Here is a 17,847-nt window from a genome sequence, read left to right as displayed (position 1 = left end):
CGGCGGCGTACAGCGGCCGGTGGCGGCGCAAAGTCGCACATGTTCCCTGGCTGATTTCTGCAACCGGACGGCATCTCCGGATGTCTTAACAGACAATCCTTTGTCCCCATCTCATCAGAAATCGGGGGGACGGCATGAACCACAGCAGGCGCCTCGCGGCCGCAGCCGCCGCGAGCATCCTTCTCACCTCCGGGGCACTCGCCTCGGCACCGGCCTACGCACAGACGCAGGCACCGCCCGAGACCGCCCTCGTGGTCAACGCCAGGGCGGCGGCGCACGGCTCCTTCGACCGCTTCGTCATCGACGTCAAGGGCAAGATTCCGCCCACGACGGTCAAGCGCGTCAAGGAACTGCGCTACGACGGCTCCGGGAACAAGGTGCCGCTGCCCGGGAAGTACTTCCTGGAGATCAAGCTCTCACCGGCGGCGGCCCACAACGACGCCGGGCAGTCGGTCTACAAGGGCCCCAAGCTCAAGAAGCTGAACTTCCCGAAGCTCAAGGGGATGGCCTTCACCGGCGACTTCGAGGGAGTCGTCACCTTCGGCCTCGCGTTCAAGACCAAGCCGTACTGGACCACGTTCAAGCTGCACCACCCCGAGCGGGTCGTGGTCGACATCGCCCACTGAGGCACCGCCCACAGAGGCAGCGTCCACTGAGGCAGCGTCCGCAGAGACGACGCCCACACAGCATCGCATCGCCCCCAGAGAAGCCTCGAGACGACGGTGCCGCCGCCCCGCGGGAGCGGGCCGGCGGCACCTCGCCCACCGCGGGGACGACCATCAAGGCTCGTAGAGCGCCTCGATCTCGGCGGCGTACGTGTTCTCCACGGCCCGCCGCTTCAGCTTCAGCGAAGGTGTGAGCAGCCCGGCCTCCTCCGTGAACGAGGCCGACAGGATCCGGAAGGTGCGGATCGACTCCGCCTGCGACACCAGCGTGTTCGCCGCCACCACCGCGCGCCGGATCTCCGCCTCCAGATCGGGGTCGCGCACGATCTCCTGCAGGCTGATGGCCGGTTTGCCGCGCATGGCCAGCCAGTGCGGGATAGCGTCCTGGTCGAGCGTCACCAGGGCCGCGACGAACGGCCTGTCGTTGCCGACGACGATGCACTGGCCCACCAGCGGATGGGCCCGCACCCGCTCCTCCAGCAGGACGGGGGAGACGCTCTTGCCGCCCGCGGTGACGATGATCTCCTTCTTGCGGCCGGTGATCGTCAGGTAGCCGTCCTCGTCCAGAGCGCCGATGTCACCGGTGGCCAGCCAGCCGTCACGCAGGACGCTGCGGGTGGCCTCCGGGTCGTTGTGGTAGCCGGCGAAGACCTGGCCGCCGCCTATCCACACCTCGCCGTCCTCGGCGATGTGCACGGTCGTGCCGGGGATGGGCTTGCCCACCGTGCCGAACCTCGTCTGCTCGGGAGGGTTCGCGGTGGCTGCGGCGCTGCACTCCGTCAGGCCGTAGCCCTCGTAGATCGTCACTCCGGCGCCGTCGAAGAACAGGCCGAGGCGGCGTTCCATCGCCGAGCCCCCGGAGACCGCGTGCCGCACCCGGCCGCCCAGCGCCTCGCGGACCTTGCCGTAGACGAGCTTGTCGTAGAGCTGGTGCTGCATCCGCAGGCTCGCGCCGGGACCGGGGCCGGTGCCGAAGGCCTTCGCCTCGCGGGCCTCGGCGTACTTGACCGCCACCTCGACGGCCTTGTCGAACGTGGCGAGCCTGCCCGACGCCTCCGCCTTTCGGCGGGCGCCGTGGAACACCTTCTCGAACACATACGGCACCGCCAGCACGAACGTCGGCCGGAAGGCGGCGAGGTCCGGCAGCAGCTCGGCGGCGGCCATGCTCGGCTGGTGGCCCAGGCGCACTCGGGCGCGGACGGCGGCGACCTCGACCATCCGGCCGAAGACATGGGAGAGGGGGAGGAAAAGCAGCGTGGAGGGCCGGCTGTCGTTCTTGGACTTGAAGACCGGGTGCATACGCTCCACGACGTTGTCGCACTCGGCCATGAAGTTGGCGTGGGTGAGCACGCAGCCCTTGGGCCGGCCCGTGGTGCCGGAGGTGTAGATGAGCGTGGCCACGGCGTCCGGGGTGACCGCGCGCCGGTGCCGGTGCACCACGTCCTCGGCGACGTCCTGCCCGGCCGCGGTGAGCTCGTCGACCGCGCCCGCGTCCAGCTGCCACATCAGGTTCAGCTCGGGCAGGGAGTCGACCGCGGCGCCGACCGTCATGGCGTGGTCCTCGTGCTCCACCACGCAGGCCACCGCGCCGGCGTCCCGCAGGATCCAGCGGACCTGCTCGGAGGAGGAGGTGGGGTAGACCGGTACCGACTGGGCGCCCACGGTCCACAGGGCGAAGTCGAAGAGCGTCCACTCCAGCCGGGTGCGCGCCATGATCGCCACCCGGTCGCCGAACCGGATGCCCTGCGCGAGCAGACCCTTCGCGAGGGCCAGCACCTGGTCGCGGAACTGCGCGGCGGTCACGTCCTGCCACCGCCCGCCGGTCTTCCGTCCGAGGACAACGGTGTCGGGCCACTGGTCGGCGTTGTCGAACACGGCATCCGCCAGACCACCCACCGGCGGTGCCGTCGCCATGGGCGCAACGGTGATCTCGCGCAAGACTTGCTCCTCATCCGGCCGAACGCGGCCGAGAAGTCGGCTCGTCTCCTCGAGCTGCTCCTTCAAGGGGATCGCCCTGCCCTGAGCCGGACGGGGCCGTAAGCTACCCGATCCGCCACTGTACGGCGAGGGGTCGACGCAGCAGGACAAAACGCGCATGAGCGCAGGTCAGCATGTGTTCTGGGCTTCGCCTGGGGGTAGTTGGCCGATTTGCGGCTGGACGTGGTCCGTACCTGCCCGGTATCCCTGCACCAAATCTTCTCGCCGTGCCCACTGCTGCGTCGCAATTGGTTACCGCAGGTAACCAATTCTTTCATCCGATTCCCTGGCGGTCGGCCACCAGCGCGAACACCCGATCGGCCTCGTCCGCCGTCTCTCGCGCCACCGCGCTCTCCAGCCGCTCCCGGTGGTGCAGCAGCGGGCCCCGCCGCCCCTCGGGGGTGATCCGCAGCAGATCCTCCAGCGCCGCGGCCAGCCGCCGGGTCACCTGGGGCTGGGACGCCCCGGCATGCCGGATTTCGGTCAGCCCCAGGTCCACCAGGTCCGCCCAGCCGGGCAGCGGCTGCACCAGCCGCAGCGCCCCCGACCTGTCCCGGTGGTCCACCTCGCCCAGCGGCCGCACGGCCAGCGCGGCCAGGAACTGGTGAATGCGGTCCAGCGCCTGCACGGCCGTCGTCGGATCGTTGACGGCGGGGGAGAGGGCGCGCAGGGCGATGTCGGACAGCTGGCGCAGCCCGAACCCCAGGTCCTGGTGGAAGGTGCGCTCCACCCCGACGTTCAGCGCGGACCCGAGCCGGTGCCCCTTCGGCAGCCGCCCTCCGTGCGCGGTGAGCACCGGCGTCCCCGGCACGATGAAGTCACCGATCCTCGGGACGAGGCGCAGCACCGTCCCGTACCTCCTGGCCACCCGGGTCAGCCGCGCCACATCAACGCTGCGCAGCACCCCGGCCGCCCCGGTGTGCACGATCTCCCCGACCGGATCCGGCAGCTCGGCCGGTGTCTGCGTCGTCCCTTGCACGATGTGCTCGGCGAGCACGGAGAACGACTCCCGTGTCACCCGGTCGATCACGAACGTCACCCTCATCAGCCGCAGCGTGGAGTGCACATAGCCGACGAACAGCACCAGGCTGCCCAGTACGAGCACGAGGGCGCCGAGCCCGGAGAAGACGGTCACCGAGCTGATCCGGCGCGGGTCGGTCTCGCCCTCGTAGGCCGTCTGCGCCAGCAGCGCGAACACGAACGTCGCCAGGAACACCGAGAACGTCGCCTTGGTGATGCGGCTTCGCACATAGAGCCGGACGACGCGGGGGCTCATCTGGCTGGCGGCCATCTGGAGGGCGACGAGCGAGATGGAGAAGACCACACCGATGAAGGTCAGCATCGCGGTGCTGACCGTGCTGATGATCGCCTTCCCGGCGTGCCCCCAGTTGGCGAGGTCCCTGATCAGCTGGTACTCGCCCCGGTCCTGCAGCCATGTGACGACGGCCGCGTCGGCCCCGGTGCACACCGCGGCGAAGACCGCGGCCAGCGCCATTCCGGCCACGGGCGCGAACCAGAACGAGTCGCGAAGCCGCTCCCGCAGCGGCGACAACGCCCGAGGCCGCCGCCTCGCTCCGCCCGCTTCCCATGACTCATTCCGGGACATACTTCACTTTACGTGCATGCCCCATGACCCGCCGCACGGAGCCGCCGGCTCCCCGGATACGCAGGTGAGAGCCACCCCGGATCCTTGGTATTGTTGTCCATGTCGCCGCGGGCTCCGCGGTGCGACCCGGTCCGGGTGGCGGAATGGCAGACGCGCTAGCTTGAGGTGCTAGTGCCCTTTATCGGGCGTGGGGGTTCAAGTCCCCCCTCGGACACCAGCTGGGACCCCAGTTCACCTGGGGTTTTCTGCTTTTCTGGGCAGTGGCGTGACCAACCACGTGACCAACGGCGCAGTGAAACCCCAGGTCGGACCAGGGATGACAGGGTGAGTCGGCTGGCCCTGGCAGTGGCCAGGCGGCGCGCTCCGTCCCTACGAGAGTGGCCGTAGCGGGTCATGGTCTAGCCGGGCGAGTGGTGCTGGCCGGGTTGCGTCCTGAGAAGTGGTGTACGGGCTCCCACCTGATCCGGGCGTTCGCCCCGGCGTCGGAGTGAGTGTCCGGATACAAGAACGGCCACCGGCTGATCTTCGAGATGTCGAAGCTCGAAGGAGATCCGCACGATGACCGCACCCGACAGTGTGCCCCTGCACGCCCTCGCCAAGACAACCTCGCTTCGGCGAGTCCCGATCTGCTGCGCGCGATGGTCAAGACGTTCGCCGACGCACTCATGTCCGCTCTGCGGCGTCGAGACGATGGCGGCGCAGCTTGGCCATCTCCTCGGGGTTATGGATCTCCAGAACGTCGCTGTGGGCATCGTCCCATTTCGACGCAACGGACCATGTGGCCCATGCCCACGTTCACGATCTTCGACGACACCAGAGTGCACGCGGACACGCTGGACGCTGCCGCCACCCTCACGCAGCCCAGCCATGTCGAGCTGTACGCCCGAGCCTTTGACCGACTCTCTCAGGGGGCCGCGCGGGGAGCTGCGGCACGTTCTCTGATGGCGGGTGCCTTGGCATCCCTGGACTGAGCGAGCGCGGTTCTCGAACGGTTGGCCACGTGGCCAACGCATGGCCAACAGCGGCGTGGAACCGGCAGAAACAGCAGGTGAGCATGACCGACCCTCGCAGCCTCGGCGCCGAGAGGGCGTGTTTCCGCAGGTCAGCCAGCTAATGGGCTGGTGCCCGAGTCGAGGCCCGGACGACCCGACGGCGGGGCGGGACGAGGAGGCTCGCCGACTGATCACCCGCACCGCCTCCACCCAATGCGCAAATCGCATGCCCACTTCTCCGCTCGACCGCATGCCGCGATTGGCCGTGGCGAGTGGCCGCCACCTGCGGAGCGAACCCCGGACATGAGCGCCCCCGCTGTCAGTTGACAACGGGGCAACGCCGGAGGGTCATATGGTCGCGGGGTCCTGCTCTGCCGCGAGGGAGACGAACGCGGCCCATGCCTCGGGCCGGACGTCCAGCAGAGCGGCCTGATCGAGTCGCTGCTCCCGCGCATCCCCGTGTCGTCGTTCTACGTGGCTCAGCAGTTGCAGGGCCGGGCAGGAGCTTCCTCCAGGTCTCCACGACGGCGCTTCGGGTACCGGGTGACCTTCCGGGGAGGGTGTCAGGGCTCCGTGCCCGGGTTCCGCTCCCGCTTGGCCTTGAGGGCGCGGTTCACTTGCTCTCTGGCCTGCCGCTGGATGGCGTCGCTGTTCCTGATCAGCTCCTCCGTTTCCTCCGGGGTGAGGGGGGTGGGTGGTGGGCCTTCGTCCGTGAGGGCCGTGTAGAGGTAGCGGCAGGCCCCGTCCTCGGTGGGGAACCGCTTGATCACTTCGCGGCGGCCGCGTTCGTGGACGCCCACCACCCAGCCGTCGGGGCGTTCGGCCAGGAAGTAGTGGTCGACCGGGTGCGGTCCCGAGCTCAGGCCCTCGATCTCGTAGCGGCCGGCCCCGACACCGGCGGCCCGTAGGGCGTTGTGCAGTTCGTACCGGTCCATGTCGGCCCCTGCCCGCCTGTCCGGCGCCTGTCTGGTTCAGTCGGGCTAGTTCAGTCGTGCCAGGTACCCGTTCAGCACCAGGAACCTCACATTGACGAAGTCGTCCGGGAAGTCCGCGTTGGTCAGCACGTACTGGATGCCCTCACCCGGCTGCTCGAACGCCGGTGCCGCCGGGCCGGCGTCGACCTTGAAGTCCTTGAGCACCCTGTAGACGTGGTAGTTGAAGGGGTACCGCGGGTCGGTGGTGTCGAGGTTGGACGGCGGGATGGAGCGCTGGCCGTACTTGGTGCCGGCCGGGGCCAGGAAGGTGCCCGCCTCGTCGCCGAACCTGTCGATCTTCTGACCGGGGTGCAGGACCACCTGCGACACGATCAGGTTGCCTTGGGAGTCACGCGCGAAACCCCGGTCCGGCGGGTAGCGCCAGTCGCCCCTGCCCGCGTCCAGTGCGGGGTTCCACCACTTGTTCAGGAACTCTACGGGTGTGAGGCCGCCGAGCCGGTTGTAGCCGCTGAGGATGCCTCCGAGCACGCCGGTGGTGGGCAGGCGCGTGGGGCCGAGCCGCCAGTCGGCGCACAGGTAGGGCGAGTGCTGGGGGTACGCGTACGGCGGGGGTACGAGGCCCAGGCAGGAGAGGCTTCCGGTATGTGCCGGGGGTGCCGGTCTGCCTGCCGCGGAGGCTCTCGGGCTCGCGGAGTCGTCGCTCCCTTCCGGCCCGGCCGGCGCCGTGAGGGCGGTAGCGGTGGCTCCGGAGTGCACCGCGCCGGAGTCGGCCACGGCGGGGGAGCCGGTGAGCAGGAAGCCGATCAGGCCCACGGCGGCGACCGAGGTCGCCCACCATCGCATCGGGCGCATGGAACTCCTTCCAGGGGGTCCCGGGCACGGCTGCGGCGCACCGGGTGTCGCGGAAAGGCCGGCCCATGGGTATCCCGGGGCCGAAAGGGGTGACGCCGACGTCGCGTCAGTCCATGAGTTCCAGGACTGATGGGTATGGATTAGCTGTTGATATGTAATTCCACCCGGATGGCCTCACGTTGAGGCCATGGCCCGACCCGGAGTGACGTCACGGGGCCGCGGTCTCCCCGAGGTTGTGCGCGGTCGGCGCGACCTCCGGCCCCCGGGCGCCGAGGGAGTACTCCACCCGGGCGTCGAGGTGGGACGGGTAGCCGTGCTGCGGCGCCAGCACGGCTCCGAGCACCACCCGGTCCGGCGCCGGCTCCCGCGCCTTCCGGGACGTCCGGCCGCATGAGCGCGGTCCTCGCCGAGGAGCCGTCAGGAGCCGGGCATCCGCGGCCTCGGGCGGGCCGCGATCCGACGTTCGCTGACACGCCGCCAGATGGCCCGCTGGCACCTGAGCGTGCCGGTGCCCACGAAGATCAGGACGAAGATGTTGAGCAGGAGCTGGAGGAGCGAGCCCAGGGCCTCGCTCCAGCTCTCGAAGGCGACGGAGACCCCGATGTCGGCCCCCGCGGGGATGGTCGTCACCGAGATGAAGACGCCGAGCAGCGCGCTCGTCCTGGCCTCGGTCAGCGAGACGATGCCCACGACCCCCGCCAGGACCGCGACGACGACCGAGAAGAAGTTGGGTGTGTTGATCAGGTTAGACACCGGCCTGATGCCCAGGTGGAACGCCTCCGGCTGAAGGTCGAAGGCCCGTACGAGCAGGGCGAAGAGGAAGGTGGCGACGATGGCCGACACAAACCCCACGAGGAGCGCCGAAAGGCCCCGGCGGATCGTCGGCCGGGCGCGGTGGTCGATCCCCAGGGCGACGCTGGTGATGGCCCCGTACTCGGGTCCGACCACCATGGCGGCGACGATGAGGATCTGGGAGTTGGTGATGATCCCGACGGAGCCGATGAGCCCGGCGATGACCAGGTAGAGGTAGAAGCTCGGGGCGTATCTGCCCTCGGTGCGGATGCGGGCCTCCACCTGCTCCCACACGGGCGCCCGCCCGGCCGTCCCCAGTTCCTCGGCCCCGGCCTTGGCGGCGCGGTCGGAGAACGCCACGTCGACGGGCTCCAGCACCAGGGAGCCGCGGTGGTCCAGGCCCAGGTCCCGAAGGTTCCTCAGGACGTCGTTCGCGGCTCCGGTGAGCACATCGCACTCGATGGCGTCACCGTCGGGATTGCGCACGCTGCCCCGCTGGAGGAACAGGTTGAGGGCGCAGGGCTCCGCGGCCAGCAGTTCCATGGTCCGGTCCGTGAGGTCCGGGGGAGACACCGCGCGCAGATGGATCATGTCCATCCGTACCTCCGTGTGCCGGGCCGACCGGTCCTTCATTAACGGCGTGGCACGCGAGCCCGGCAACCGCGCTTGAGCCGTACGGGCGCGTACCGCCACCGGCCCGAACGCGCGGCGGTCAGATACCCCGGTCCCTTGCCACCAGCGCCGCCGCGTCCCGCGCGCACCCCCAGGAGACCGTGATCCCGGCGCCGCCGTGGCCGTAGTTGTGGACCAGGAGTGTGCCGTCGGGCCGCCGTTCGGACTCCATCCGAACGGCGTGCCGGTACGGACGCAGGCCGACCCGGTGGCCCAGGACCCGGGCCTGCGCCAGGCGCGGGTCCAGGCGGCAGACGCGGCGCACGATGCCGGCGGCGATCTCCGGGTCGGGCTCGGTCCCCCATTCGTCCTCGCGCGCCGTGCCCCCCAGGACCACGCCGAAAGGCTGGGGCAACGCGTACAGCGCGTCCTCGCCCTCCCCGCCCGGGTCGACGAACCACTCGGTGAGCCCGGGATTCTCCACCACCACGATCTGGCCCTGAACGGGCCTGACCCCGGGATCGGGGACGAGTTCACGGGCCCCCAGCCCGGTGCAGTTGACCACGACACCGGCCTCGGCCGCCGGTTCGTCGAACGAGGTGATGGCGCGCGGTTCCAGTTCGCCGCCCGCCGCGGCGAGACGGCGGGTGAGATGGCCGAGGTGGGTGGGCATGTCCACCAGCGGCATCCGGGCGCGGTAGCCCGACGCGCAGCCGGGCGGCAGCTCGTCGGCGGTGGCCCGGCGCATTCCCGGCACGGTGGCCGCCCAGAAGGGCGGGCCCTCGCCCTCCGGATGGGCCTGGATCCCGTCGGCCATCCGCACACCGGTCTCGTCGGGCTTGGCCGCCAGCTCCTCCAGGACGCGGAACGAGCGCCGGGACCAGTCGAACACAAGCTCCTGCGGCTCGACGCGGTAGGGCTCCCACAGGGCCCCGGCGGCCGCCGACGTGGTCATCTCCACGGGGTCGCGGCTCCACACCCGCACCGGTGTGCCCGCCTCGGCGAGGACCACAGCCGTGGTCAGTCCGATGATGCCCGCGCCCACGACGATCACACCGCGTTCCATGGCCGCAACCTACCGGGGCATAGGGTTGTGGGCCATGCCGTACACAGTCGATGACGCCCGGCTTCTGGCCGACCCGTACGCCGTCTACGCCGAGTTGCGCGAGCAGGCGCCCGTCCAGCGCATCACCGGCCCCGACGGAGCGCCCGCCTGGCTGGTCACCCGCTACGACGACGTCAAGCAGGCACTCGCCGACCCCAGACTCTCGCTCGACAAGCGGCACGCGCTGCCCGGCAACTACCGCGGGTTCTCCCTGCCGCCCGCCCTGGACGCCAACCTGCTCAACATGGACCCGCCCGATCACACCCGTGTGCGGCGCCTGGTCTCGAAGGCGTTCACCGCCCGCCGTGTCGAGGCTCTGCGCGAGCCGGTCCAGCGGGTCGCGGACTCACTTCTGGACGCCGTCGAGGGGCAGGGACGGGCCGAACTGATCGCCGACTACGCCGGGCCGCTGCCCATCATCGTCATCTGCGACCTGCTCGGTGTGCCGCAGGAGGCCCGGCGGGACTTCCGGGCCTGGACCGACGCCATGCTCCTGCCCGACCCCACCCGCCCCGAGCGGGCCAAAGAGGCCGTCGGCAGCATGGTCCGCTTCTACGTCGAGCTGATCCGCCGCAAGCGCGAGCAGCCCGGCGACGACCTGCTCTCCGCCATGATCGCGGCCCGTGACGAGGGCGACCGGCTGACCGAGGACGAGCTCACCTCGTTGGCGTTCCTGATCCACTTCGCGGGCTACGAGAACGTCGTCCATCTCATCGGCAATGCCACGGTGGCCCTGCTCGACGATCCCAAGCGAGCGCGCGCCCTGCGCGAGGACCCCTCGCTGATGCCCGCCGCCGTCGAGGAGCTAGCGCGCTTCGACCCGCCGGGCGCGCTGGCCATCCGCCGCTTTCCGCTGGAGGACCTGGAGATCGGCGGTGTCACCGTCCCCGCCGGGGAGACCGTCATGCTCTGCATCGCCTCAGCCAACCGGGACCCGGCCCGTGTCCACGACCCCGACCGGCTGGACTTCGAGCGCGCGGGCGGCGCCGGGCACCTCTCACTCGGCCACGGGATCCACTACTGCCTGGGCGCTCCCCTGGCGCGGCTGGAGACCGCGGTCGCCCTCGGAACGCTCCTGCGGCGCTTTCCGGACCTGGCACTGGGTGTGCCCCGCGACGAACTGCGCCGCCGTCCGTCGATCCGGGCGCGAGGGCTGATCGAACTCCCTGTCACCTTCTGATCGACCGTCACGCGGCGAAGGGCGGGGTGCCGCCGCCGGGACCGGCGGCGGCACCCCGCTCCATGCCCACGGGGGCACCTGCCACAGGGGCTCCATGCCCAGGGGCACGCCTACGAGCAGTACTGCGCCTCCTTGCCGATGACCCGGTACATGCAGTCCGCCGTCTCCAGCAGTTGCAGGACCGCCTCGCGGTTGCGGGCGGTCTCCCTGCCGATCACCTCGTCGGGCGGGTAGAAACCGCCGCCGCCGCCGCTCTCGCCGGGATACATCTCGAAGGTGTACGTGAAGATCCTGTGGACGCCCCACGTCCAGTCGTCGATGGTGCCGTCCGTGATGTACAGGTCGCTGGACTGCTCGGGCGTGTAGCCGTTGCTGGCCGCCATCTTCTTGCCGAGCGTGGCATAGGTGTCCCGCTCGTCCTTGGTCATGCCGGTGCCGGTGTCGGAGTAGGTGTAGCCGAACGGCCAGAGCACCAGCTGGCTGTACGTGTGGAAGTCGATGGCCGCCTTGATCTGCTGCTTGCCGCCGACGACCCGGCTGCGCACGAAGTCGGCGACGACCTTGACCTCCGTCGCCGACTCGGGGCCCGAACCGCGGTAGGTCTCGCTCGAAGGCGATCCGGAGGAGCCGCCGCAGCAGCCCCACTTGTAGTTCCAGTTGCGGTTCAGGTCCGTACCGACGTACGACGAGCCGGTGGTGGGCTGCCGGTTCTTGCGCCAGCTGCGGTACGAGCCGGTGGCGATGTCGTACTCGCCGCCGTCCGGGTTGAGGTCCGGGACGACCCAGATCTCGCGGCTGTTGACGACGTTGGCGATACGGCTGTCGGTGGCGTACTTGTCACCGAACTCGTGGAGCAGGTAGAGCGCCATCTCCACGGTCAGGTGCTCGCGCGCGTGCTGGTGGTGGGTGAACAGGACCTCGGGCTCGTTCTCGTCCGTGCCCACGTTGTCGCTGATCTTGACGGCGACGATGTCGCGTCCCTGGTAGGACTTGCCGATCACTCGTTTGCTCATGATGGCGGGGTGGGCGGCGACGACGGCGTTGATGTCCGCCGTGGCCTCGGCGTAGTTGTGGTATCCGGAGTCGCTGGGCGGGAAGTCGAACGGCGTGGCCGCGGCGCCACCCGAACGTGTGGGTGGGCCGGGCAGCGGGGTGACGGCGTAGCCGAGCGCGCGGACCCGTTTCACCTCGGCCGCGTTGGCGGTGATGACGACCGAGCCGTCACGCACTTCGTCGACGGACGCTCCGGTGCGCGCGATCGAGCTCCGTTCGGCCGGGGTGTCGGGGCCCGCCTTCCGGTCGGGGCCGACCACCACGTAGCTCTTGGACTGCGGCTCGGTCGGGGGTGCGGCGTCCGCCTGGGCGACGAACGAGGTGGCGAGAGCGAGCGCGAGCAGGGCGGCGGTGGCCGATGCCCGTCTGCCGCGTCTGGGAAGTCGCATGAACATCCTCCGGATTGTGTCGGATGCGACGGGTTTGGCGGAGGCGCACGTGTGCGTGGCGCGCGTCGATGATGAACGCCTGGCATGGCCGCGTCAATACCTCCGTCCGCTGAGGCTTGATTCCGGTGCGGAACGTGCGACTCGGACTGGAATTCGATGGCGTATATGCCTCATACGTATGGCCCAATATGGCTGCCATGACCCGAGCGGATCTTGGATCGGGACACTTCTGAAGAATGCGTGGATATTTCATTCGCAATCTTGACGCATGGTCAAGTGGCGCTCAGGATGGGCATGCATAGAGGCACCAGGAGTCCCAAGCGGGTGCTTGAGTCCCTTGCGGCATGGGCGTCGCGAGGTTTCTGACGGGGGAGTGACGGTGGCTTCGTCCGCGTGTGCGGATATGTCGGCCGCCCGACTTCGATCTTCTCCCCTCGATATCTCCTGACGTGCGTCCGGAAGAAATGGAGGGGGAATGCCGGTACAACCGACCTATCCCGGCGTCTACATCGAAGAACTCCCCAGTAGCGTCCGAACCATCACGGCGGTCTCCACCTCGGTGGCGGCCTTCCTCGGACACACCCGCCGGGGCCCGGTCAACCAGCCGGTCACCATCACCAGCTTCGCGGACTACGAGCGCCGCTTCGGCGGCTTGGCCTCCGACAGTGCCGTGAGCTACGCCGTCCAGCAGTTCTTCCTCAACGGCGGGTCGATCGCGGTCGTCGTGCGCGTCGGGGCCGCCGGGACCGGCACATCCGCCTCCCGCACCCTGACGTCCAGTGAGACGGAGGCCTCGGCCGACGTCCTCACGCTCACCGCCCGCGAGCCCGGCGCCTGGGGATCGGGGCTGCGTGTGGCCGTCGACCACGACACCCCGACGCCCAAGGAGACATTCAATCTCCAGGTGTTCGATGTCGCCGGTGGATCACGGGAATCGTTCACCGGTCTGTCCATGGATCCCGGTCACCCGCGCTACGTCAAAGCGTTCGTCGACTCGGCCTCCTCCCTCGTCCGGGTAACCCTGGCGCAAGGGGGACGGCCGGATCCGGTGGGCACCGTTTCAAAGCCCTTCGGTGATCAACTCCCCGATTTAACCCCCGAGATCGACGTCAAAATCGGCGCCGTCAAACACACGTTCAAGATCTTCGATCCGGAAACGGACGGAGACCCGCCGGGGACCGTCGCCAAACTCGCCCTCCTGATGGAACGCAAGCTCAGGGCACTGCCCGACGCCCCCGGCAAGCGCGCCTTCGCCGGGACCCGGGTCACCGCGTTCGGCCGGCGCGTCCAGGTGGTCGCCGGTTCCACCGACGAGGCCGACGTCGTCCACTTCAGCGGTGACGCGGCCGGCCCGCTCGGCCTCGAGGACTCCGCCCAGCCTCCCGCCTTCGCCCTCGCCGGGGGCGTCGACGCCGGGCCACCCGGCCCCGTGGACCTGATCGGCAGCGAGGCCGACAAGACCGGCATCCAGGCACTGCGCGACGTCCAGGACATCAACCTCCTGTGCCTGCCGGAAGTCGCCGGCTACGGCAATGTCGACGACGCCGCCACCGTGCTGTCCGCCGCCGCCGCGCTGTGCGAGGACAAGCGGATGTTCCTGATCGCCGACGCCCCGGCCTCATGGGAGAACCTCGACGCCGCCCGTGTGGGCCGTGCCGCGTTCGACTCCGTGCCCGGCACCCACGCGGCCCTGTACTTCCCGCACTTGGAGATGGTCGACCTGCTCACCGGACGGCTGCGCTCCTTCCCGCCGTCGGGCGCGGTCGCCGGGATCATGGCCCGCACCGACAGCGAACGCGGGGTGTGGAAGGCACCGGCGGGCACCGACACCCGGCTCAGCGGAGTAAGGGCGCTGAGCGTCCCCATGACCGACCGGGAGAACGGGCTGCTCAACCCCGTGGCGGTGAACTGCCTGCGCTCCTTCCCCGTCGTGGGACCCGTGGTGTGGGGCGCCCGCACCCTGGCCGGAGCCGACGTGCTCAGCTCCCAATGGAAGTACGTCCCCGTCCGCCGCCTGGCGCTGATGCTCGAGGAGAGCCTGTACCGGGGCACCAAGTGGGTCGTCTTCGAACCCAACGACGAGCGCCTGTGGAGCCAGATCCGGCTCAACATCGGCGCCTTCCTGCACACGCTGTTCCTGCAGGGCGCCTTCCAGGGCACCGCCGCGCGCGAGGCGTACTTCGTCAAGTGCGACAAGGACACGACCACGCAGGACGACATCAACCGGGGCGTGGTCAATGTGGTGGTCGGCTTCGCACCGCTGAAACCCGCGGAGTTCGTGATCGTCAAGATCGAGCAGATGGCCGGGCAGATCGAGGTATAGCCGGACGGATCGAGGTATAGGAGCTCCATGGCCGAGTTCACGGTCAACGCGCAGCGGTTCGACCCGTACAAGAACTTCAAGTTCCTGGTCGTCTGGGACGGGCGCGTCGTCGCAGGCGTCAGCAAGATCAGTCCACTCAAGCGGACCACCGAAGTGGTCAAGCACCGCAACGGAGGCGACGCCAGCTCGCCGCGCAAGTCACCGGGCCGCACCGAGTTCGAGGCCGTCACGCTCGAGCGCGGGGTCACCCACGACCCCGAGTTCGACCGGTGGGCCAACAAGGTCTGGATGGTCGGCGCGGGGCGCGGATCCGAGGTCTCGCTCGCCGACTTCCGCAAGGACATCGTCATCCAGGTCCTCAACGAAGCCGGTCAGGTCGCGGTCTCGCACAAGCTCTACCGGACGTGGATCAGCGAATACCAGATCGTCGGCGAACTGGACGCCAACGCCAACGCGGTGGCGATCCAGAGCCTGAAGCTCGAGTGCGAGGGCTGGGAGCGGGACTACGAGGTCCCCGAGCCGGAAGAGCCCTCGTACCAGCAGCCGGCGTGAGGCCGGGCCGATGGAGCACCTCGGGGCGGCGGTGCTGCTCGCCGCGTGGGAGGCCGGGCTCGCGTCCGACGACGGCGAACGGGCCCTCCTGCTGCACGGTGTGGCCCGCCCGCAGGCCGGCACCGAGGAGCTGCTGTCGGTGCCGGTCGGTCGGCGCGACGCCGAACTCTTCGCGCTGCGGGCGGCGTTGTTCGGGCCCCGGCTCGACGTCCGCGCCGACTGCGGGGAGTGCGGGGAGGAGATGGAGTTCGACCTCGACACGGCCGAACTGATCGGGCGGAGCGAGCCGATGAGGGAGCGCGAGCCGGTCGGCACGGGCGAGCCACGGGCGGCCGGTGGGGAGCCGCTTCGTGTGGAGGTCGACGAATGGACGGTGGAGTTCAGACCGCCCACCGCGGCCGACCTCGCCGCGGCGAGGTCGGCACCGGCGGACCGGGCCAGAGAGGCCCTGCTGGCCCGGTGCACACTCCGGGCCGAGCGGGCGGGGGAGGCGGTGGCGGCCGGGCTGCTCCCGGACCATGTGCAGCGGCGGATCGCCGCCGTCTCCTCCGAGTCCGACCCGTACGCCGACGTGGTCCTCAATGTCGCCTGCCCCGCGTGCGGACAGAAGACGAGGGCCGAACTCGACATCGCCTCCTACCTCTGGGCCGAGCTGGACTCCTGGGCCCGCGACATCCTCCTCGACATCCACCTGCTCGCCACCGCGTACGGCTGGAGCGAACCGGAGATCCTGGCGCTCAGCCCGCTGCGGCGCCGCTACTACCTGGAGCTGTGCGCAGATGCCTGACTTCTTCGACCGCCTGCTGGCGCGGCACGCCCCGGACCGCCGGGGCGCGCCGGGGGGCGCCGCACGCGTGCGCCCACGCCTGCCAGGGCCGTTCGAACGCGTCGAGACCACGGGCGTGGAGCCGCTGGAGCCGTCCCTCCCCTCCGCGGGGGCGCCGGGCTCACGGGCGGCTGCCGCGCATCCGGCTCCGGGCCCCGGGCGGGCAGAGTCCGCGGCGGGCCCCGCCCCCACCCCGGCAGGACCGCGCCCCGCGTCCTCGGCCCACGATCGGCGGCCCCGGCCCGAGGCCCCGCGCGCGGCCGCTCCGGCACCCCTGCTCGTCGCCCCGCCCGTCCCAACCGCCGTACCGGGACCCATCGCCCAACGGGTCCAGCGGCGCCGCCCGGAGGACGGTGGAGGCGGACGCGAGGAACGTCGGGCACAGCGCCCCCAGCAGCCCCGTTCCGCCCCTGCCGGGCCGCAGCCCGCCGTACGGCCCGCCCCGGCACCCGCACCGGCCCGCCCACAGGCACCGCGAAGGGCCGCCGCCAAGGCCTCCGACGCGGAGCGCCGGCGCCGTCGGCAGCCGGCCGAGCAGGTCGTTCACGTGAGCATCGGGCGGCTCGAGGTGAAGGCGGCCGAACGCAAGGGCGCCGCCAAGCCCGTCAAGGACACCGCCGCCGGACGCCCGGCGCCCTCCATGAAGCTCGACCAGTACCTCTCCCGCGGGGAGGCCAGGCCATGAGCAACTCCCTGGCCGTCGCCACCGTCACCGAGGCACTGCGCCTGCTGATCGCGCACTCGGTCACCCCCGATGTGCCCTTCGCCGTGGACGTCGCCGCCCGCAAACCCCCGGCGGAGCCACCAACAGACCCCACGATCACCGTCTTCCTCTACCAGGTCACGCCCAACGCGGCGCTGCGCAACCGCGACACCCCCACCCGCACCGGGGACGGCACCCTGGTCGCCAAACCGGCCGCCGCCCTCGATCTGCACTACCTCATCAGCTTCTACGGGGACGAGACACAGCTGGTCACCCAGCGGCTGCTCGGCTCCGTCGTCCGGGCGCTGCACGAACTGCCCCATCTGCCGAAGGAGTTGATCGACGCGGCGGCCGCCGAGCCCTTCCTTCTGGGCTCCGACCTGGCCGCCTCACCGCAGCGCGTGCGCTTCACGCCCACCCCGATGGACGTGGACGACGCCTCCAAGCTCTGGTCGATGCTCTTCCAGACCCCCTATGCCCTCTCACTCGTCTACCAGGGCACCGCGGTCCTCATCGAGAGCGACCAGGAGCCCGTCGCCGGAAAGCCGGTCCTGCGCCGCACCGTTCGCGCCATCCCGAGCCGCCAGCCCCTCGTGGACCGCCTGCTCTCCCGGCCCGCAGGCTCCGCCCCCGGCACGGTTCCCGTGGAGGGACCCGTGCCCAGGGACCATGAACTGGTCCTCAGCGGCACGGGGTTGCGCGCCGACCGGGTCACCGCGCGGGTCGGAGGCGTCGATGTGCCGCTCGACCCGGACCGGGTCCGCGACGACCGGACCGTGGTCGAGGTGCCGCAGGATCTTCCGCCCGGCGTCCACGGCCTGCAACTCCTCCACGGCCTCGAACTGGGCGATCCGGCGAAGCCGCACTGGGGCCTGGAGTCCAATGTGCAGACGTTCGCCCGGCAGGCGCGCATCGCCGAGCCCGTGGGCGTCGAGAACCCCACCGGCGGCGGCGAGGCCGTCGGCGCGGACCTGGTCCTGACCCTCGACATGCCGCTGCGCGACGACCAGCGGGTACTCCTGCTCCTCGACGAGCGGCAGCCGCCACCCGAACGGCCCGGCGGCGGATACCAGTTCCGGGCGCCGTTCCCCCTCGGGGACCGGCCCGATCCCAAGCGCCTGCGCATCGCCGTGCACGGAGTGCGGCCCGCGGTCTATCTGGTCCGGGTCCAGGTCGACGGGGTGCAGAGCAGGCTCACGGTCTCCGCCGAGGGGACGTTCGACGGTCCTGCGGTCGACCTCACGGAAACGCACTGACGGGGGCGGGGGGCTGAACGGGTGGCGGG

15 protein-coding genes, 1 tRNA gene and 1 pseudogene are annotated in these 17,847 nt (G+C 70.4%); 9 read left to right on the top strand and 8 right to left on the bottom strand.

Going from position 1 to position 17,847, the window contains the following annotated elements:
- Nucleotides 1-134: 134 nt before the first annotated feature.
- Entirely contained in the window at nt 135-626 is a 492-nt protein-coding gene (locus tag IEY86_RS25210) for an AMIN-like domain-containing (lipo)protein (protein WP_189134127.1), read from the top strand.
- A 153-nt stretch (nt 627-779) separates the two neighbouring features.
- Here the strand turns inward: IEY86_RS25210 and IEY86_RS25205 are convergent, their stop codons facing one another.
- Both IEY86_RS25205 and IEY86_RS25200 read right to left on the bottom strand, forming a co-directional pair.
- Nucleotides 780-2,603 (bottom strand): AMP-dependent synthetase/ligase, encoded by a 1,824-nt coding sequence (locus IEY86_RS25205; protein WP_189134126.1) that lies wholly within the window; start codon nt 2,601-2,603, stop codon nt 780-782.
- A gap of 313 nt (nt 2,604-2,916) precedes the next feature.
- Nucleotides 2,917-4,248 (bottom strand): DUF2254 domain-containing protein, encoded by a 1,332-nt coding sequence (locus IEY86_RS25200; protein ID WP_189134125.1) that lies wholly within the window; start codon nt 4,246-4,248, stop codon nt 2,917-2,919.
- Nucleotides 4,249-4,377: 129 nt separating this feature from the next.
- On the opposite strand from IEY86_RS25200, the gene IEY86_RS25195 reads away from it, so the two are divergent.
- Together IEY86_RS25195 and IEY86_RS25190 are read left to right on the top strand one after the other, a co-directional pair.
- Nucleotides 4,378-4,465 (top strand) — tRNA-Leu (locus IEY86_RS25195).
- A 455-nt stretch (nt 4,466-4,920) separates the two neighbouring features.
- Nucleotides 4,921-5,219, top strand: a pseudogene (locus IEY86_RS25190) (Scr1 family TA system antitoxin-like transcriptional regulator); the annotation flags it as partial.
- A 584-nt stretch (nt 5,220-5,803) separates the two neighbouring features.
- On the opposite strand, the gene IEY86_RS25185 reads toward IEY86_RS25190, so the two are convergent.
- The 5 genes from IEY86_RS25185 to IEY86_RS25170 all read right to left on the bottom strand — a co-directional run bounded on the left by IEY86_RS25185 (nt 5,804) and on the right by IEY86_RS25170 (nt 9,497).
- Nucleotides 5,804-6,175 carry a hypothetical protein gene (locus IEY86_RS25185; protein WP_189134124.1) on the bottom strand — a complete coding sequence of 124 codons (372 nt, stop codon included), beginning with the start codon at nt 6,173-6,175 and terminating at the stop codon, nt 5,804-5,806.
- A 45-nt stretch (nt 6,176-6,220) separates the two neighbouring features.
- The gene (locus tag IEY86_RS25180) at nt 6,221-7,027 is read right to left on the bottom strand and encodes a TNT domain-containing protein (protein ID WP_189134123.1); all 807 of its coding nucleotides are present in this window, start codon (nt 7,025-7,027) and stop codon (nt 6,221-6,223) included.
- A gap of 208 nt (nt 7,028-7,235) precedes the next feature.
- Complete coding sequence (locus IEY86_RS37610) at nt 7,236-7,358, bottom strand: hypothetical protein (protein ID WP_265805462.1); 123 nt, start codon at nt 7,356-7,358, stop codon at nt 7,236-7,238.
- An 86-nt stretch (nt 7,359-7,444) separates the two neighbouring features.
- Complete coding sequence (locus IEY86_RS25175) at nt 7,445-8,416, bottom strand: DUF389 domain-containing protein (RefSeq protein WP_189134122.1); 972 nt, start codon at nt 8,414-8,416, stop codon at nt 7,445-7,447.
- A gap of 115 nt (nt 8,417-8,531) precedes the next feature.
- Entirely contained in the window at nt 8,532-9,497 is a 966-nt protein-coding gene (locus tag IEY86_RS25170; RefSeq protein WP_189134121.1) for an FAD-dependent oxidoreductase, read from the bottom strand.
- A 34-nt stretch (nt 9,498-9,531) separates the two neighbouring features.
- On the opposite strand from IEY86_RS25170, the gene IEY86_RS25165 reads away from it, so the two are divergent.
- Nucleotides 9,532-10,716, top strand: a complete 1,185-nt coding sequence (locus IEY86_RS25165; protein WP_189134120.1) for a cytochrome P450 family protein — start codon at nt 9,532-9,534, stop codon at nt 10,714-10,716.
- Between the two features lie 110 nt (nt 10,717-10,826).
- Here IEY86_RS25165 and IEY86_RS25160 read toward each other — a convergent pair whose 3' ends face one another.
- Nucleotides 10,827-12,158, bottom strand: coding sequence for a M14 family metallopeptidase (locus tag IEY86_RS25160; RefSeq protein ID WP_189134119.1), 1,332 nt, complete (start codon nt 12,156-12,158; stop codon nt 10,827-10,829).
- 475 nt (nt 12,159-12,633) lie between these two features.
- Here IEY86_RS25160 and IEY86_RS25155 point away from each other — a divergent pair, with 475 nt between their 5' ends.
- From IEY86_RS25155 to IEY86_RS36740, 5 genes are read left to right on the top strand one after another with little or no spacing between them, the layout of a single operon-like run.
- The gene (locus tag IEY86_RS25155; protein WP_189134118.1) at nt 12,634-14,481 is read left to right on the top strand and encodes a phage tail sheath C-terminal domain-containing protein; all 1,848 of its coding nucleotides are present in this window, start codon (nt 12,634-12,636) and stop codon (nt 14,479-14,481) included.
- Between the two features lie 27 nt (nt 14,482-14,508).
- Complete coding sequence (locus IEY86_RS25150) at nt 14,509-15,033, top strand: phage tail protein (RefSeq protein WP_189134117.1); 525 nt, start codon at nt 14,509-14,511, stop codon at nt 15,031-15,033.
- Nucleotides 15,034-15,043: 10 nt separating this feature from the next.
- Entirely contained in the window at nt 15,044-15,820 is a 777-nt protein-coding gene (locus IEY86_RS25145) for a hypothetical protein (RefSeq protein ID WP_189134116.1), read from the top strand.
- The gene (locus IEY86_RS25140) at nt 15,813-16,544 is read left to right on the top strand and encodes a hypothetical protein (RefSeq protein WP_189134115.1); all 732 of its coding nucleotides are present in this window, start codon (nt 15,813-15,815) and stop codon (nt 16,542-16,544) included. The genes IEY86_RS25145 and IEY86_RS25140 overlap by 8 nt, the downstream gene beginning before the upstream one ends.
- Entirely contained in the window at nt 16,541-17,818 is a 1,278-nt protein-coding gene (locus IEY86_RS36740) for a Pvc16 family protein (RefSeq protein ID WP_229698735.1), read from the top strand. The genes IEY86_RS25140 and IEY86_RS36740 overlap by 4 nt, the downstream gene beginning before the upstream one ends.
- Nucleotides 17,819-17,847 lie beyond the last annotated feature (29 nt).

It is taken from the genome of Wenjunlia tyrosinilytica, from assembly GCF_014646055.1.
Classification (GTDB): domain Bacteria; phylum Actinomycetota; class Actinomycetes; order Streptomycetales; family Streptomycetaceae; genus Wenjunlia; species Wenjunlia tyrosinilytica.
This window is presented reverse-complemented; position numbering and strand designations above follow the sequence as displayed.

Coding starts and splice junctions, on each gene's coding strand:
- IEY86_RS25210 (WP_189134127.1), top strand. CDS start 135: ATGAACCACAGCAGGCGCCTCGCGGCCGCAGCCGCCGCGAGCATCCTT.
- IEY86_RS25200 (WP_189134125.1), bottom strand. CDS start 4,248: ATGTCCCGGAATGAGTCATGGGAAGCGGGCGGAGCGAGGCGGCGGCCT.
- IEY86_RS25185 (WP_189134124.1), bottom strand. CDS start 6,175: ATGGACCGGTACGAACTGCACAACGCCCTACGGGCCGCCGGTGTCGGG.
- IEY86_RS25180 (WP_189134123.1), bottom strand. CDS start 7,027: ATGCGCCCGATGCGATGGTGGGCGACCTCGGTCGCCGCCGTGGGCCTG.
- IEY86_RS25175 (WP_189134122.1), bottom strand. CDS start 8,416: ATGGACATGATCCATCTGCGCGCGGTGTCTCCCCCGGACCTCACGGAC.
- IEY86_RS25170 (WP_189134121.1), bottom strand. CDS start 9,497: ATGGAACGCGGTGTGATCGTCGTGGGCGCGGGCATCATCGGACTGACC.
- IEY86_RS25165 (WP_189134120.1), top strand. CDS start 9,532: ATGCCGTACACAGTCGATGACGCCCGGCTTCTGGCCGACCCGTACGCC.
- IEY86_RS25160 (WP_189134119.1), bottom strand. CDS start 12,158: ATGCGACTTCCCAGACGCGGCAGACGGGCATCGGCCACCGCCGCCCTG.
- IEY86_RS25155 (WP_189134118.1), top strand. CDS start 12,634: ATGCCGGTACAACCGACCTATCCCGGCGTCTACATCGAAGAACTCCCC.
- IEY86_RS25150 (WP_189134117.1), top strand. CDS start 14,509: ATGGCCGAGTTCACGGTCAACGCGCAGCGGTTCGACCCGTACAAGAAC.
- IEY86_RS25145 (WP_189134116.1), top strand. CDS start 15,044: ATGGAGCACCTCGGGGCGGCGGTGCTGCTCGCCGCGTGGGAGGCCGGG.
- IEY86_RS25140 (WP_189134115.1), top strand. CDS start 15,813: ATGCCTGACTTCTTCGACCGCCTGCTGGCGCGGCACGCCCCGGACCGC.
- IEY86_RS36740 (WP_229698735.1), top strand. CDS start 16,541: ATGAGCAACTCCCTGGCCGTCGCCACCGTCACCGAGGCACTGCGCCTG.